The organism is Azoarcus sp. KH32C (assembly GCF_000349945.1).
Classification (GTDB): domain Bacteria; phylum Pseudomonadota; class Gammaproteobacteria; order Burkholderiales; family Rhodocyclaceae; genus Aromatoleum.
This window is the reverse complement of record NC_020548.1, coordinates 469628-486808: the sequence shown is the minus strand read 5'-3', so window position 1 is coordinate 486808 and position 17181 is coordinate 469628. Positions and strand designations below refer to the sequence as shown.

General features: G+C 64.7%; 9 protein-coding genes. 4 read left to right on the top strand and 5 right to left on the bottom strand.

Features of this window, described 5'->3' with window-relative positions:
- The first annotated feature begins 3 nt into the window (after positions 1–3).
- A complete protein-coding gene (locus tag AZKH_RS24985) occupies positions 4–1257 on the top strand; it encodes a beta-ketoacyl synthase (RefSeq protein WP_015452096.1) in 1254 nt (417 codons plus the stop codon).
- Between the two features lie 47 nt (positions 1258–1304).
- Positions 1305–1850 carry an isoprenylcysteine carboxylmethyltransferase family protein gene (locus AZKH_RS24980; RefSeq protein WP_015452095.1) on the top strand — a complete coding sequence of 182 codons (546 nt, stop codon included), beginning with the start codon at positions 1305–1307 and terminating at the stop codon, positions 1848–1850.
- 9 nt (positions 1851–1859) lie between these two features.
- Here the strand turns inward: AZKH_RS24980 and AZKH_RS24975 are convergent, their stop codons facing one another.
- Complete coding sequence (locus tag AZKH_RS24975; protein WP_015452094.1) at positions 1860–3455, bottom strand: radical SAM protein; 1596 nt, start codon at positions 3453–3455, stop codon at positions 1860–1862.
- Between the two features lie 140 nt (positions 3456–3595).
- Positions 3596–3859, bottom strand: a complete 264-nt coding sequence (locus AZKH_RS24970) for a hypothetical protein (RefSeq protein ID WP_156822312.1) — start codon at positions 3857–3859, stop codon at positions 3596–3598.
- Positions 3860–4288: 429 nt separating this feature from the next.
- Between AZKH_RS24970 and AZKH_RS24965 the strand changes: the two genes are divergently transcribed.
- The gene (locus AZKH_RS24965) at positions 4289–12355 is read left to right on the top strand and encodes a calcium binding hemolysin protein, putative (protein ID WP_015452093.1); all 8067 of its coding nucleotides are present in this window, start codon (positions 4289–4291) and stop codon (positions 12353–12355) included.
- A 313-nt stretch (positions 12356–12668) separates the two neighbouring features.
- On the opposite strand, the gene AZKH_RS24960 is transcribed toward AZKH_RS24965, so the two are convergent.
- The 3 genes from AZKH_RS24960 to AZKH_RS24950 form a co-directional block, all read right to left on the bottom strand.
- Entirely contained in the window at positions 12669–13799 is a 1131-nt protein-coding gene (locus AZKH_RS24960; RefSeq protein ID WP_015452092.1) for a TIGR03118 family protein, read from the bottom strand.
- Positions 13800–14295: 496 nt separating this feature from the next.
- Positions 14296–14694: a cupin domain-containing protein gene (locus tag AZKH_RS24955; protein WP_015452091.1), complete on the bottom strand. Its 399-nt coding sequence runs from the start codon at positions 14692–14694 to the stop codon at positions 14296–14298.
- A gap of 23 nt (positions 14695–14717) precedes the next feature.
- Entirely contained in the window at positions 14718–15473 is a 756-nt protein-coding gene (locus AZKH_RS24950) for an SDR family oxidoreductase (protein WP_015452090.1), read from the bottom strand.
- 139 nt (positions 15474–15612) lie between these two features.
- Between AZKH_RS24950 and AZKH_RS24945 the strand changes: the two genes are divergently transcribed.
- Complete coding sequence (locus AZKH_RS24945) at positions 15613–17181, top strand: winged helix-turn-helix domain-containing protein (RefSeq protein ID WP_015452089.1); 1569 nt, start codon at positions 15613–15615, stop codon at positions 17179–17181.

The window sequence follows — 17181 nt, the reverse complement described above, 5'->3', positions numbered from 1 at the left end:
CTCATGGCCGGGCGTCGGGTTGCGATCACTGGCCTTGGCTTGGTCAGTCCCTACGGCGGTGACCTCGCCGATTTCTTCGCGCGCCTGTGCGCAGGCGAATCGGCAATCCGCCACCTACTCACCGACGACCAGCCGCGCCCCTTGTCGATCCCTTTCGTCGCGTGTCCGGCGTTCGACCCGGATATCTCGCTCGGCAGGCCGCTCGCGTCGATGATGGACCGTTTCGCGCAGCTCGGCATGGCGGCTGCCTTTGACGCATGGGATGACGCCGGCTTGCCGCGCGCCGTCGGCGACGAGTCGCGCGATGACTGGGGCGTCTCCTGGGGCACCGCGCTCGGCGGCACGCTGGCCTACGAGAAGGGCTACCGCGAGCTGTGGCAGCGGGGCCGCGAACGCTTGTCTCCGCTCTCCGTGCTGCTTGGCATGAACAACGCCGCCAACGCCCACATCTCGATCCAGCTGGGCCTGGGCGGCGTCAGTGCGAGTCACACGGTCGCCTGCGCCTCCTCGGCCGTCGCGATCGGCGAGGCCTTTCGACGCGTCCGCTCGGGCGAGGCGACCGTCATGGTCACTGGTGGTTCCGACGTGTCCCAGGCCTATGGCGTTGCCCGTGCCTGGGAAGCCTTGCGGGTGATGGCCCCCGGCGACGCTGAAACCTCCCCTGCGGCGTGCCGCCCCTTCGCCGCTGATCGGCGCGGCCTGGTGCTCGGCGAAGGCGGTGCAGCCCTGGTCCTCGAGGACTGGGAGCACGCAGTCGCGCGAGGCGCGACCATCCACGGTGAGATCGTCGGCTATGGCGCCAGCTGCGACCATACCCACCTGGTGCGCCCCGAGGCCGCCGGCCAGGTCCGCGCGCTGCATGCGGCCCTCGCCGATGCGGGCCTGGCGACGGATGACATCGGGTACGTCAACGCCCACGGCACGGCCACGGCCGAGGGCGACCCGGTGGAGATCGCCGCGCTTAAAGCGGTCTTCGGCGAGCGCGCGGCGATGGTGCCGGTCAGTGCGACCAAGTCGATGCACGGCCACCTGCTCGGTGCCGCCGGCGCCATCGAGGCGATCGCCTCCGTGCTCGCGCTGCGCGACGACATCTTGCCTCCGACGGTCAATCTTGCCGACAATCTCGATTCTGCCTGTGCCGGCGTCGAGCATCTGACCGTCGCCCGGCGCGGCACCATGCCCCGCGCTGCGCTGTCGAACTCATTCGCCTTTGGCGGCAGCAACGCGGTCCTCGTCTTCCGCGCCGTTCGCCAATAAGGCCAGGAAGGTCCGCCACACCCCACATCCATTTCGCCGGAGAGCGCATGAGCCTTCCGATCTCGGATCTGCCGCTGTTTCTTGGGGGCTCGACCGGCTTGCTGTGGTTGTCGCGCAAACCGCTGCGCAGTCCCGGCAGCCACGGCTTTTACCGCTTCTTCGTCTGGGAGACGATCCTCGCGCTGACCGTCCTCAACCGCGAACCGGCCGGCGACCAGCTGCTTTCCGAATCTCTGCTGCAGCTGAGTCTTCTGCCGCTGCTCCTCGGCTTCATCGCGCTGCGCCGTCGGGGCAAGACCGACGTCGCCCACCGCGAAGACGAGGCCCTCTACAGCTGGGAGAAGACGACCGAGCTCATTACCGGCGGCATATTCGGCCTGATCCGCCACCCGATGTACAGCGCGCTGCTCGGCCTCGACTGGGGCATGTACTTCCGCGCGGCGAGTTGGTTGGGATTCGCCCTTGCGCTGTTCGGCAGCGGCTGTCTGCTGCTGACCGCGCTGGCCGACGAGAAGGAATGTGTCGCTTACTTCGGCCAGGCCTATATCAACTACATGCGCAGCACACGCCGCTTCATCCCCTGGCTCTTCTGATTGTTCTGATCAGCCCGGAGTCATCGTCTGTATCGCCTGCCGCCGCGTCAGCTTGATGGGCGACATGGCGACCACGTTGTCGATCTGCAACTCGGACGACAACTGCGGCTTGAGCCCCTGCGGCTGCCGAGGGTGAAGCTTGAACTCGCGCTTGGCCTGCTCGATCTGTTCCTTGTTCGAGCTGAAATAGCGCGCAGCAGCGATCGTTTCGGGCAGGTGCTTCAACACATGCCACAGGCTCCAGCGGTGCTGCCACAGGCGTTTGGCAAAGCGGCGACGGTAGCCTTTGCTGTCATAGAAGCGCTTGACGTGCCAGTTGTAGAGCGCGTCCATCTCCTCGCGAGACGAGAAGCCTTCAGGCAGGTAGACGAAGTTCAGGCAATTCATCAGCCGCCAATCCTCGATCGTCTCGCCACCCGTGCCGCTCGTGCATTCCTCCCAGATCGGCGCCCCATGCAACGGGCTGAACTTGGTCATGTTCATCTCGTCGAGATCGAGCGACAGGATGAAATCGCTGGTGGTCTTGACCGTCTCGGGCGTTTCGCCCGGCATCCCGAAGATGAACAGGCCCTTGGCACGCAGCCCCGCGGCGTGGATCTGGCGCACCGTGTCGCGTACCGCGTCGAGCGTGACCCCGGCCTTGTGGCGTTCCATCATCGCCGGATCGGCCGATTCGATCCCCATCGACACCATCAAGGCGCCCGCCTGCTTGAGCTTCTGCAACATCTCGTCGGACGTGTGGCCGGTGCGGATCGCGCAGTTGAACTGCACGCCGAGCGGTTTCTCGATCAACATCTCGCACAAGTCCATCACCCGCTGCTTCTTCGCGGTGAACAAGTCGTCGTACATGTTGATGTGATGCACGCCGAACCGGTCCCGCAGGTACTTCATGTGCTCGTAGGTATATTGCGCGGAATTGGTCTTATAGAGACGCTCGAAGACGGTGCGGTCGCAGAACGAGCAGGTGTAGGGACAGCCGCGCGAAGTGATCATCGTCGCCCCGTAGCGCTTTTCGTAGGCGAAGAGCGGCAGGTGATAGGCGTGCGGAAAGCCGGCGAGTTTCTCGTAGGCGGGGAAGGGCAGTTCATCGAGATCGGTGATGCGGTCGCGACGCGGATTGACGACGATCTTCCCGGTCCCGTCGCGCCAGACCAGGTTGCCAATCCCTGCCAAGGGCTTGCCGTCTGCCAAGTCGAGCAGCGCCCCTTCGCCTTCGCCGATGACGAGGTAGTCGATTTCGGGGAAGTGTTCGAGGACCGGGGCGCCCAGCGACGACACATGGACGTTGCCGAAGACGATCTTGACGTTCGGACGCTTCGCGCGGATGTAGAGCGCCATGTCGACCGCGTCCATGAAGCCCGAGGTGGTCGCAGAGAAGCCCACCAGTTCCGGTTCGGTCGCCAGCACGATCTCGGCGTTCGCCACGATGCCCGGCGGTGCATAGGGGCCGAGGCAATCATGCAATTGCACGCTGTGGCCGAATTTCTCCAGCCAGCTTGCCAGTTGCATGATGCCGATCGGCGCCATGCGATTGGCGAGCACCGAGAAATCCGGCTGACCGGGAACGAAATTGAAGCCTGCAGGATGGACTAACGTGATGCGCATTCTGGGGTCACGGAAAGTGTTCAAGCGGCCCCAAGCTTGCGACGGCCGTCTGGAATGTCGTGAGCACCATTAAAGCATATCCCGTGCGGTCCCACGCGAAAGGACCTTCGCGACTTCGACCACCAGCACCTTCCCGTGATTCAGGAATGTCTTTTGGGCAGGTTGACGACGACTCCGCTCGGTTGCTCCCCCACGCCGGACGCCGCGTAATCGGCTAGCAGCGTGTAGCAATGGGATTTCAGCAAGGCTTCGAGTTTCTCGACATGCTCGCTCGGCGCCGTGACGGAAATCGACATCAGCGACTTTCCAGTCCTGAAATTGCGTTCGATCTGGAAATACACGCCGTCATTCCATACTGCCACCGGGCTCCGGAACATGCCCATGATCCTCGAAACGATAGACATTGCAATGGCTCCTCACCAGTAAATATGACAAAATGATTACGGTGCCAGGGCCGAAGACCGGTATTCTTGCGCAACGACTCTAGTCGGCTTGACGCTATTCGCTCCGCCTGACATGCATATGCTGAGTACAAAGCGCGCCCCATACAATCCTAGAAAGGCAGTGTCCGAGTTACCGGATTCGGGTTAGCGGTGCACGCCAAGCATTGCTGGCTGCGGCTCTGCGGCGCACCCTCGTGGCATCCGAATTGGATGTGCGGCGTGGCATAGTGCACCGAGCGTGTAAAAAATACATACAGCGCGCTTGGCATAAATTATTATGCCCAAGTTATTTGCATGCGCGCATAGCCCCGGTTCTCACTGGCCAGATGCACCCCGTCATGCCGTCTCTTCTTCGGCCAAATATCAATCGCTCATTTCCGAGTATCCAATATGCTTGATAGCCTGATCGTCATCGACAGCGGCAACAACCGGATCGTCACGGCTTCGTCGATAGGTCCGAAACAGCTGGTGTTGTACCGTGATCCTGAGTCAAATGAGTGTGTGGCGCGACTATTGGGTTCCGACGCCGAAGTGCGCTTCTTCCCCGGCACGATCCAGGAGATCCAGTTCGGCGACGGCACGGTGTGGGACCAACTCGCGATCGACCAGGCGGTGTGGCAGACCCAGCTCCAGCAAGGCACCGCCGGCACCGACCAGCTGTGGGGCACCGAAGGCGCGGACGTGCAGCTGGGTGGCGCCGGCAACGACTGGCTGATGGGCAACGGCGGCGCGGACGTGCTCGACGGCGGCGCCGGCAACGACCACCTCGACGGCGGCGCCGGCGCCGACACCTACGTGCTCGCCGCGGGTGGCGGCTCCGATACCGTGGTCGACAACGTCGGTTCCTGGATGGAACAGAACCGCATCGTCACCGGTCCGACGATCGCCCCCGACCAGGTGATGCTGGTGCGCGAGCCGGGCGGCTACGACGCCTACGGCAACTGGACCGGCGACCAATATGTGCTGCGCCTGCTCGGCTCGCATGACGAGCTGCGCTTCATGCCGGGCACGATCCAGGAGATCCAGTTCGGCGACGGCACGGTGTGGGACCCGCTCGCGATCGACCAGGCGGTGTGGCAGACCCAGCTCCAGCAAGGCACCGACAGCAACGACCAGCTGTGGGGCACCGAAGGCGCGGACGTGCAGCTGGGTGGCGCCGGCAACGACGCGCTGATGGGCAACGGCGGCACGGACGTGCTCGACGGTGGGGCCGGCAACGACCACCTCGACGGCGGCGCCGGGGCCGACACCTACGTGCTGACTGTGGGTGGCGGCTCGGACACGATCGTCGACTCCGGTGCTTACTGGATGGAACAGAACCGCATCGTCACCGGCCCGACGATCGCCCCCGACCAGGTGATGCTGGTGCGGGAGCCGGGCGGCTACGACGCCTACGGCAACTGGACCGGCGAGCAGTACGTGCTGCGCCTGCTCGGCTCGCATGACGAGCTGCGCTTCATGCCGGGCACGATCCAGGAGATCCAGTTCGGCGACGGCACGGTGTGGGACCAACTCGCGATCGACCAGGCCGTCATGCAGACCCAGCTCCAGCAAGGCACCGACGGCACCGACCAGCTGTGGGGCACCGAAGGCGCGGACGTGCAGCTCGGCGGCGCCGGCAACGACTGGCTGATGGGCAACGGCGGCGCGGACGTGCTCGACGGCGGCGCCGGCAACGACCATCTCGACGGCGGGGCGGGCGCGGATACCTACGTCTTGGCTGCCGGCGGCGGCTCGGACACGATCATCGACACCGGTGTTTACTGGATGGAACAGAACCGCATCGTCACCGGCCCGACGATCGCGCCCGACCAGGTGATGCTGGTGCGCGAGCCGGGCGGCTACGACGCCTACGGCAACTGGACCGGTGACCAGTATGTGCTGCGCCTGCTCGGCTCGCATGATGAGCTGCGCTTCGCGCCCGGCACGATCCAGGAGATCCAGTTCGGCGACGGCACGGTGTGGGCCCCGCTCGCCATCGACCAGGCAGTGTGGCAGACCCCGCTCCAGCAAGGCACCGACGGCACTGACCAGCTGTGGGGCACCGAAGGCGCGGATGTGCAACTCGGCGGTGCCGGCAACGACTGGCTGATGGGTAACGGCGGCGCGGACGTGCTCGACGGCGGCGCCGGCAACGACCACCTCGACGGCGGCGCCGGCGCCGACACCTACGTGCTCGCCGCGGGTGGCGGCTCCGATACCGTGGTCGACAACATCGGTTCCTGGATGGAACAGAACCGCATCGTCACCGGTCCGACGATCGTGCCCGACCAGGTGATGCTGGTGCGCGAGCCGGGTGGCTACGACGCCTACGGCAACTGGACCGGCGACCAAGTCGTGCTGCGCCTGCTCGGCTCGCACGACGAGCTGCGCTTCATGCCCGGCACGATCCAGGAGATCCAGTTCGGCGACGGCACGGTGTGGGATCCGCTCGCGATCGACCAGGCCGTCATGCAGACCCAGCTCCAGCAAGGCACCGACGGTAATGAGTGTATGTGGGGAACGGAAGGCCAGGACGTGCTGCTGGGCGGCCGGGGGGACGACTGGCTCGTAAGCAACGGCGGTGCGGATGTGCTCGATGGTGGGGCCGGCAACGACCACTTGGACGGCGGCGCGGGCGCCGACACCTATGTCTTGGCCGCCGGCGGCGGCTCGGACACGATTGTCGACACCGGTACTTACTGGACGGAACAGAACCGCATCGTCACCGGCCCGACGATCGCCCCCGACCAGGTGATGCTGGTGCGCGAGCCGGGCGGCTACGACGCCTACGGTAACTGGACCGGCGACCAGTACGTGCTGCGCCTGCTCGGCTCGCATGATGAGCTGCGCTTCATGCCCGGCACGATCCAGGAGATTCAGTTCGGCGACGGCACGGTGTGGGACCCGCTCGCGATCGACCAGGCCGTCATGCAGACCCAGCTCCAGCAAGGCACCGACGGCACCGACCAGCTGTGGGGCACCGAAGGCGCGGACGTGCAGCTGGGTGGCGCCGGCAACGACTGGCTGATGGGCAACGGCGGTGCGGATGTGCTCGACGGCGGGGCCGGCAACGACCACTTGGACGGCGGCGCGGGCGCGGACACCTACGTGCTCGCCGCGGGTGGCGGCTCGGATACCGTGGTCGACAATGTCGGCTCCTGGATGGAACAGAACCGCATCGTCACCGGCCCGACGATCGCCCCCGACCAGGTGATGCTGGTGCGCGAGCCGGGCGGCTACGACGCCTACGGCAACTGGAGCGGCGACCAGTACGTGCTGCGCCTGCTCGGCTCGCACGATGAGCTGCGCTTCTTCCCCGGCACAATCCAGGAGATTCAGTTCGGCGACGGCACAGTGTGGGACCAACTCGCGATCGACCAGGCGGTGTGGCAGACGCAGCTCCAACAAGGTACCGACGGCGCCGACCAACTGTGGGGCACCGAAGGCGCGGACGTGCAGCTGGGTGGCGCGGGCAACGACTGGCTGATGGGCAACGGCGGCGCGGACGTGCTCGACGGTGAGGCCGGCAACGACCACTTGGACGGCGGCGCGGGCGCGGACACCTACGTGCTCGCCGCCGGTGGCGGCTCGGACACGATTATCGACAGTTATTTCTCGTGGACGGAACAGAACCGCATCGTCACCGGCCCGACGATCGCCCCCGACCAGGTGATGCTGGTGCGCGAGCCGGGCGGCTACGACGCCTACGGTAACTGGACCGGCGAGCAGTACGTGCTGCGCCTGCTCGGCTCGCATGACGAGCTGCGCTTCATGCCGGGCACGATCCAGGAGATCCAGTTCGGCGACGGCACGGTGTGGGACCCGCTCGCGATCGACCAGGCCGTCATGCAGACGCAGCTCCAGCAAGGCACCGACGGCACCGACCAGCTGTGGGGCACCGAAGGCGCGGACGTGCAGCTGGGTGGCGCCGGCAACGACTGGCTGATGGGCAACGGCGGTGCGGACGTGCTCGACGGCGGGGCCGGTAACGACCATCTCGATGGCGGCGCGGGGGCCGATACCTACGTGCTCGTCGCGGGTGGCGGCTCGGACACGATCGTCGATACCGGTGCGTACTGGATGGAACAGAACCGCATCGTCACCGGCCCGACGATCGCCCCAGACCAGGTGATGTTGGTGCGCGAGCCGGGCGGCTACGACGCCTACGGCAACTGGACCGGCGACCAATATGTGCTGCGCCTGCTCGGCTCGCATGATGAGCTGCGCTTCGCGCCCGGCACGATCCAGGAGATCCAGTTCGGCGACGGCACGGTGTGGGACCAACTCGCGATCGACCAGGCCGTCATGCAGACCCAGCTCCAGCAAGGCACCGACGGCACCGACCAGCTGTGGGGCACCGAAGGCGCGGACGTGCAGCTGGGTGGCGCCGGCAACGACTCGCTGATGGGCAACGGCGGCGCGGACGTGCTCGACGGCGGCGCCGGCAACGACCACTTGGACGGCGGCGCGGGCGCGGACACCTACGTGCTCGCCGCCGGCGGCGGCTCGGACACGATCGTCGACTCCGGTGCCTACTGGATGGAACAGAACCGCATTGTCACCGGCCCGACGATCGCCCCCGACCAGGTGATGCTGGTGCGTGAGCCGGGCGGCTACGACGCCTACGGCAACTGGACCGGCGACCAATATGTGCTGCGCCTGCTCGGCTCGCATGACGAGCTGCGCTTCATGCCGGGCACGATCCAGGAGATCCAGTTCGGCGACGGCACCGTGTGGGACCCGCTCGCGATCGACCAGGCGGTGTGGCAGACCCAGCTCCAGCAAGGCACCGACAGCAACGACTGGCTCGCCGGCACCGAAGCGAAGGACGTGCTGTTGGGCGGCGCCGGCAACGACGCGCTGATGGGTAACGGCGGCGCGGACGTGCTCGACGGCGGGGCCGGCAACGACCACCTCGACGGCGGCGCCGGGGCCGACACCTACGTGCTGACTGCGGGCGGCGGCTCGGACACGATCGTCGACTCCGGTGCTTACTGGATGGAACAGAACCGCATCGTCACCGGCCCGACGATCGCCCCCGACCAGGTGATGCTGGTGCGTGAGCCGGGCGGCTACGACGCCTACGGCAACTGGACCGGCGACCAATATGTGCTGCGCCTGCTCGGCTCGCATGACGAGCTGCGCTTCATGCCGGGCACGATCCAGGAGATCCAGTTCGGCGACGGCACGGTGTGGGACCAACTCGCGATCGACCAGGCCGTCATGCAGACCCAGCTCCAGCAAGGCACCGACGGCACCGACCAGCTGTGGGGCACCGAAGGCGCGGACGTGCAGCTGGGTGGCGCCGGCAACGACTGGCTGATGGGCAACGGCGGTGCGGACGTGCTCGACGGCGGGGCCGGTAACGACCATCTCGATGGCGGCGCGGGGGCCGATACCTACGTGCTCGTCGCGGGTGGCGGCTCGGACACGATCGTCGACTCCGGTGCTTACTGGATGGAACAGAACCGCATCGTCACCGGCCCGACGATCGCCCCCGACCAAGTCGTGCTCTTGCATCGGCTGGGCTCCTACGATTCATACACCGGAATGCAGCAACCTGAGGAGTACGTCCTGCGTTTGGTCGGCTCGAATGACGAGTTGCACTTTGCCCCGGGCACGATCCAGGAGATCCAGTTCGGCGACGGTACGACGTGGGATGCCAAGGAGATCTCGCTTACCGCCGTCATGGACGTCAACGATCCCCCAATGGGTGAGGTCGCGATCAGCGGCAGTTTTGTGCAGGGTGAAACACTCAACGTGTCGAACACCTTGGCGGACGCCGACGGGATCGGTCAAATCCATTACCAGTGGAATGCCGATGGGGTTGCCATCGATGGAGCGGTCGACAGCACCTACACGCTTTCGCAAAGTGACGTCGGCAAGACGATTACCGTCACGGCCAGTTATGTGGATGGGTTTGGGGCAAAGGAAAGCGTCGTTAGCGCGCCGGCGTATCCCGTGGCGAACCTCAACGACGCGCCGACCGGCGAGGTCACCGTCCTGGGCGATGCCGTGCAAGGGCAGACGCTGACGGCAGCGAACAACCTCGGCGACGTCGACGGAATGGGCGCAATCCATTATCAGTGGAGCGTGGACGGCGCCGCAGTGGCAAATGCCACCGAGAGCATCTACACGCTCACGCAGGCGGATGTCGGCAAGAACGTTACCGTCACTGTGAGCTATGCCGACGGCTTTGGTACGCTGGAAAGCATCGCCAGCACGCCGACCCTTCCGGTAGCAAACGTCAATGACCTGCCGACCGGCCAAGTCACGATCATCGGCGATGCCGTGCAAGGGCAGGTGCTGACGGCGGCACATAACCTCAGTGACGCTGACGGAATGGGCGCAGTCCATTACCAGTGGAGCGTAGACGGTGCTGCGGTGGCAAATGCGACCGAGAGCAGCTACACCCTTACGCAGGCGGATGTCGGCAAGAACGTTGCGGTCACCGTGAGCTATGTCGACGGCTTTGGTACGCTGGAAAGCGTCGCCAGCACTCCGACCCTTCCGGTAGCAAACGTCAATGACCTGCCGACCGGCCAAGTCGCGACCATCGGCGATGCCCTGCAAGGGCAGGTGCTGACGGCGGCACATAACCTCAGTGACGCTGACGGAATGGGCGCAGTCCATTACCAGTGGAGCGTAGACGGTGCTGCGGTGGCAAATGCGACCGAGAGCAGCTACACCCTTACGCAGGCGGATGTCGGCAAGAACGTTGCGGTCACCGTGAGCTATGTCGACGGCTTTGGTACGCTGGAAAGCGTCGCCAGCACTCCGACCCTTCCGGTAGCAAACGTCAATGACCTGCCGACCGGCCAAGTCGCGACCATCGGCGATGCCCTGCAAGGGCAGGTGCTGACGGCGGCACATAACCTCAGTGACGCCGACGGAATGGGCGCAGTCAGTTACCAGTGGAGCGTGGCCGGCGCAGCGGTGGCAAATGCGATCGAGAGCACCTACACCCTTACGCAGGCGGACGTCGGCAAAAACGTTGCCGTCACCGTGAGCTATATCGACGGCTTTGGTACGCTGGAAAGCGTGGCCGGCACTCCGACGGTTCCGGTCGCAAACGTCAACGACCTGCCGACGGGAGCGGTGACAATCAGCGGAACCCTCATGCAAGGCCAAACGCTGTTTGCGTCGAATAGCTTGGCCGACGTCGATGGCCCCGGGGCGATCCACTATCAGTGGAGTGTCAACGGCGGAGCCATTGTTGGCGCGACCGAAAGCAGCTACACCCTAACGCAGGGTGATGTCGGCAAGAGCATTTCCGTCACGGCCAGCTACGTCGATGGCTTTGGTTCGGCCGAAAGCGTGACGAGCGTCGCGACAGCTGCCGTGCAGCCAATTCCGAACCTCGTTCTGACGGGATCCGCGGGCAACGACACCCTGTACGGCGATGGTGGCAATGACAGCCTCACCGGCCTCGGCGGAAACGACACAATGTACGGCCTTGCCGGCAACGACATGCTGAATGGGGGAGCAGGAACGGACAGGCTGCTGGGCGGAGAGGGTTCCGATCTGTATATCTTCAACCTGGCATCGGACCATGCCGCAGGAGAAATCACCGACAACGGCGCGGCGGGAACGGACGAGGTTCGCTTTACCTCAGGCAGCGCCAGCACCCTGAAACTCTATGCCGCCGATACGGGTATCGAAACCCTCGTCATTGGGACGGGCACTGGAGCCGTGGCGAATACCTCAGGCACTGTCGCCTTGAACGTCGATGCGTCGGCCTTGATGAACGGCGTGAGTATCACCGGCAATGTGGGCGCAAATACGCTCACCGGCACGGCTTACAACGACCTCCTGGACGGCGGCGCAGACGCCGACAGATTGGTCGGCGGAAATGGCGATGATACCTACGTGGTGGATAACGCCAGGGACTCGGTGGCCGAGGGGAGTGCGTCTGGGGGTGTCGACACCGTGGTCTCGACGATCAGCTACACCTTGGGGACCAATGTCGAAAACCTCGTTCTGACGGGGGCGACCGGACTGACCGGGACCGGCAACACGCTCGCGAACTTCCTGTCGGGCGGCGACGGTGCGGATACCTTGGCCGGCCTCGCGGGCAATGACGTGCTCCAAGGCGGCGCCGGCAACGACTTGCTTGTCGGCGGTCTGGGGTTCGACGAATTGGCGGGAGGGGCCGGCGCCGATGTCTTCCGCTTCGAAAGCACCCTTGGTTCGACGAACATCGACACGCTGAACGATTTCGACGGAACGACGGATACGATCCAGCTGGAGAACCTGATCTTCAAGAAACTGGCCGCAGCGGGCAGTCTCTCGGCTGCGAACTTCATCGCGAGCGGGACGGGGAACGCGCTCGATGCGAACGACTACGTGCTGTACAACACGAGCACGGGCGGCCTGTACTACGACGCTGACGGCAACGGAGCGGGCTCGGCCGTCCAGATCGCAACATTGACCGGCGCTCCGACGCTCAATGCGGGCGACTTCGTCATCACCTGATGACCGGGAGAAGGACTGCTGCTCCATGCCCTGCATCCACGCCAGGCGCCAGTAGCTGGTATCCCTGCCCAAACGCCCGACGTCGCCGGTGCCGAAGAGGACCGCGGGCGAAGGACGGCACGGCATGGGCGAGGGGCATCAGCGCCACCAGCAGGGCGACAGCACCGACGAACAGGACGCAGGTGCGGCACCACGTGCATATCGAAGATTCGGGGAAAGCGGTCGGGGAGGGCATGGTTTGGGCTCGATGAAATGGGCGTCGGGCCTCGCTCATGCGGTACGAGCGAGGCCCGACGGCGCGCAGCGATTCGAGCTAGCGGGTCCCGGCCTCGTCGTCGTGCCGGTCGTCGTGCTCGTCGTCGCCCACGGCGCGGATGGTGCCGTACAGACCGTGGTTTTCGTCGTCCGGTCCAGCGGAGAAGAACAGCGTGTTGGTCGGCTGCTGCAAGATGCCGTTGCCGAACTGAAGGGCCCACAGGCCATCGATCTTCAGCAGACCTCCGGCAGCGCTGCGCAGGCGGCCGACCAATGCTCCAGTGCGAATATCGTAGGCAGCGATCGTGCCGTCACCGAAATTGCCCACCAGCAGGCGGTTGCTGAACTTGCCGAAGTCGGCCGGGGCGAGCGCCAGCCCCCATGGCGCATTGAGCGCACCGCGACGGGCTACATGGCGCAGGAGGTGCCCGTCAGCATCGAAGACGTTGACGTAGCCCAGACCTGGGCCGGCCACGTCGTCCTCTCCAGCCGCGTCCTGCTTGGCATACGTCACGTACAGGTTGCCGTTGATGTTCTGAATGCCGAAGGGGGCGAAGCCTTTGGGAATGGCCGGATCAACGAATCCGCCAGGGGTGGCCACGGGACTGAAAGCCTTGTCGAAGACATCGATCTTGCTGTTAGGGAAGTCGGTGGCATAGAGGAAGTTGCCATTGCCGTTGGCGGCCAGCGCCAAACCCTTGTAGATCGCACCGACTGTCGCCGCTGCCTGCAAGGCGTGTGTGGGATCGACATTGGGTGCCCAGCCTGCGATGAGGCCATCCTCGGTTGCGAAGATGAAGCGGCTCGGGCCGGTGGTTGCGCCGTTGCCGACGGCGAAGTCGTTGGAGCCGTTGAAGATGATGCCGGTGGGCTTGCCATGTTCTCCCTGCGCTCCCGACGCAGACGGAATGGTGACCACGAGCGGCTGAGCATTGCCTTGCCCGTCGTAAAGCGTTGCTACGCCGGTGCCGTTGTCGGCGACCCACACGAAGGCGTTGGGGTTGAACGCCACACCCCAGGCATTCACCAAGTTGGCGTCAACGTGCGCCGCCGATATGACGCCATCGGAAACCAGGTTCTGCTGCTCGTAGCGGTTATCGTCAGCCAGCACGGGCGCTGCCAACGTGACTCCCAGCATGAGTGCCGCGGACAGCGCGCCGCGCCGGGCGGGAGACAGGGTCGATTTCATGTGCCACCTCCGTCGTAGTTCTTGGGGCCGCGAGGAAACTTGCAGCCTTGGGAGAGCCGCCATGGGGATTGACATGGCAGAGCACTAGATGGAGCAGCAGCGGAAAATATTCCCGACGTCGCGGGGGAGAATCAGGATGCGTTGTAAGCGTTTGTGAAGCGCACCAGCTCTTCGGCGCCGAGATCGGAAATGGCACAGAAGTTGGTTTTCGAACGCGCCCAGAAGACGACGTGGAAGCCGTCGTCGGCAGCGCCACTTCCCTGAAGCGTTCGGCTTGATGGTGTTCATCCATGGCGCGACGCCCGCGCAGAGGGGGAAAACCGGTCCCTAGGACGTGGCGATGATTATTGGATATTTATCCATAGCTCAACCAGCACCGGAAAAAAAGCACTGGCCCAGGGCAAAAAAACGAGCGCCGCCGTCCGAGGCGTGCTGTGCCACGGACGACTTGGGTTGCCCCTGTGGCTCTGGTTTCACGCCGTTTCAATTTCAAGAGTCAATGCACCGGTTTCGAGATAGGCTCACCGCTGTTCTTCATCAGAACGACCAGAAACTTGGCGGGGTTGGTGACGCTGGCGTTGCGCGAGACCGTGTGTATGTCGTCCGGGCCTTCGTAGAAGGTCTGGCCGGGCGTCAGCGTGACGGTCTTGCCGCCGCGCACGCCCATCACGATCGAACCCTCCAGCACGTAGACGAAGGCGTGCGCATTGTGCTGATGCACCTGGCTTTCTCCTCCCGGCGGATATTCGACCGTGATCATCACGCCTTCCTTGCCGGGGTAGTCGGCGAGGGCTTTGGTCATCAATGGTGTCACGTGCGCCGCGGGCGGCGTCTGCTGGGCGTGGGCGGTGCCGGCTGCCAGCAGCAGCATGGCGGCAGTTGTGAGTCTGGACATGGTTTGCTCCTTGTTGATCAGGCTTATCCTTTCGCCGATGACTGGCTGAGCCAGTTGTGAAAGCGCGTCGGGCTGATCCGGGCGTTCTCGCCCGTGACCAGGGATCGGTCGTCCAGTTCGCTGCCGAAGTAACGCGCATGAACGTCGGCGACCACCTCGCGCGCGTCCTTGCGTGCAGCGAGGAATTTGCGCGCCAGTTCGTCGAGCGGAAACCGGTCCGGTCCGCCCACCTCGACGATGCCATTCATCGGTGCGCCCACTGCGAGATCGGCCAGTGCAGCCGACACGTCGTCCGCCGCGATGGGCTGGATCATGGCGGGCGAAAGGCGGATCGTGCCGTGGTCGATACTCGAGTTGATGATGCCTTCGACGAACTCGAAGAACTGCGTCGCGCGCAGGATCGTGTAGGGGATCTTCGACGCCTTGATAAGGGCTTCTTGGGCGACTTTTGCGCGGAAATAGCCGTTTTCGGTAAGGCGATCCGTGCCGACGATGGAGAGTGCGACGTGGTGCTCGACGCCCGCGGCGGCTTCCGCGGCAAGGAGATTTCGCGTCGACGTTTCAAAGAACTGCAGTACGGCCTGGTCTTCGAACGAGGGCGAGTTCGTGACGTCGACCACGACCTGGGCGCCTGCGAGTGCGTCGGCCATCCCTTCCCCGGTGAGGGTGTTGACGCCCGTGCGGGGCGATGCCGCCACGGTCTCATGACCATGCTGACGGAGCCTGTTTACAATGTTCGACCCGATAAGGCCGGTACCGCCGATCACTACGATTCTCATGCTTTGCTCCTCGATTAAGGTCGATCACAACAGTGCGGCGATCGATGGAGACAGTGTGCTGGGGCGACGGGCTGGAGACTTTGTGGACACCTTGGTTTTTCATTGAGTTTGGCTTGCCTTGCTATCGAAAGGGACCCAGATGCGACTGGTGTTTGACGACTGCGTGCTCGACTTGGACCGGCGCGAACTCCTCCGGGCGGAGCAGGGCGTCGCAACGGCGCCTAAAGTCTTCGACCTGTTGGTCTTTCTGGCGGAGCATCGCGAGCGCGTCGTCAGCAGGGACGATCTGATCGATGCCGTATGGGGTGGTCGAATCGTCTCGGAATCGACCCTGGCGAGTCATATCAACGCCGTGCGCAAAGCCGTCGGTGACGACGGACAGCAACAGCGTGTGATCCGGACGATTGCCCGTAAGGGATTCCGATTCGTCGCCGAGCTCAGGGAAGCCGTGCCGTCGGAGGACGCAGAGGCCGCGAAATCGGTTGAAGTCCCGACATCCGCGCCAGCCCTGCCCGCCAAACCGTCGATCGCCGTCCTGCCCTTCGTCAATCTGACCGGAGATCCCGAGCAGGACTACCTGGCCGACGGTGTCGTCGAGGACATCATCGCGGCTTTGTCGCAGTATCGCTGGCTGTTCGTCGTCGCGCGCAACTCGAGTTTCACGTACAAGGGCCGGGCCGTAGACGTGAAACAGGTCGGCCGCGAGTTGGGAGTCCGCTACGTGCTGGAAGGCAGCTGGCGCAAGGCAAGAGATCGCGTGCGCATCACGGGACAGCTCATCGATGCGACAACCGGCGCGCACCAGTGGGCGGGCCGTTTCGAGGGCGTGCTGGGAGACATCTTCGAGCTGCAAGACCAGATTACGGAGACCGTAGTCGGTGCAATCGCGCCGCAACTCGAGCGGGCGGAGATCGAGCGTGCGAGGCACAAGCCGACCGACCGCCTCGACGCCTACGATTACTACCTGTGTGGAATGGCTAAGCTGCATCAGGGAACTCGGGAAACGATCGACCAGGCGCTGCCGCTCTTCGAGAAGGCCATCGAAGTCGATCCGGATTTCGCGTCCGCCTATGCGATGGCGGCGTGGTGTCACTGCTGGCGGAAGATCAATGGCTGGATGACTGATCGCCCACGAGAGATGGCCGAGGGCGTCGGGCTCGCCCGCCGCGCCGTCGAGCTAGGCAAAGGCGACGCCGTCGCGCTCACCCGATGCGGCCACGTGCTCGCTCACCTCGCTGGCGACCTCCCCGGCGGAATTGCATTACTCGACAAGGCGCTTGAGCTCAATCCCAACCTCGCCGCGGCCTGGTTCCTCGGCGCGTTCCTCAGGCTCTGGCACGGCGAAGCCGACGCGGCGATCGAGCACTTCGCGCACGTCATGCGGCTGAGCCCCCTCGACCCGGAGCTCTATCGAATGCAGGCGGGCATGGCGGCCGCACATTTCTTCGTGGGGCACTTCGACACTGCCTCGTCATGGGCGGAGAAGGCAGTGCGGGACCTGCCGAGTCTTTTACTCGCCGCGGGCATCCTCGCAGCAAGCCATGCGCTGGCGGGGCGGATGGCCGAAGCGCGGCGGGCGATGGAGCATTTGCGCGAGCTTGATCCCACGTTGCGTGTTTCCAATCTCGCGGATTGGTTGCCGATTCAGCGGGCGGAGAATCTCGCGACTTTGGAGGAGGGATTGCGCAGGGCAGGATTGCCGGAATAG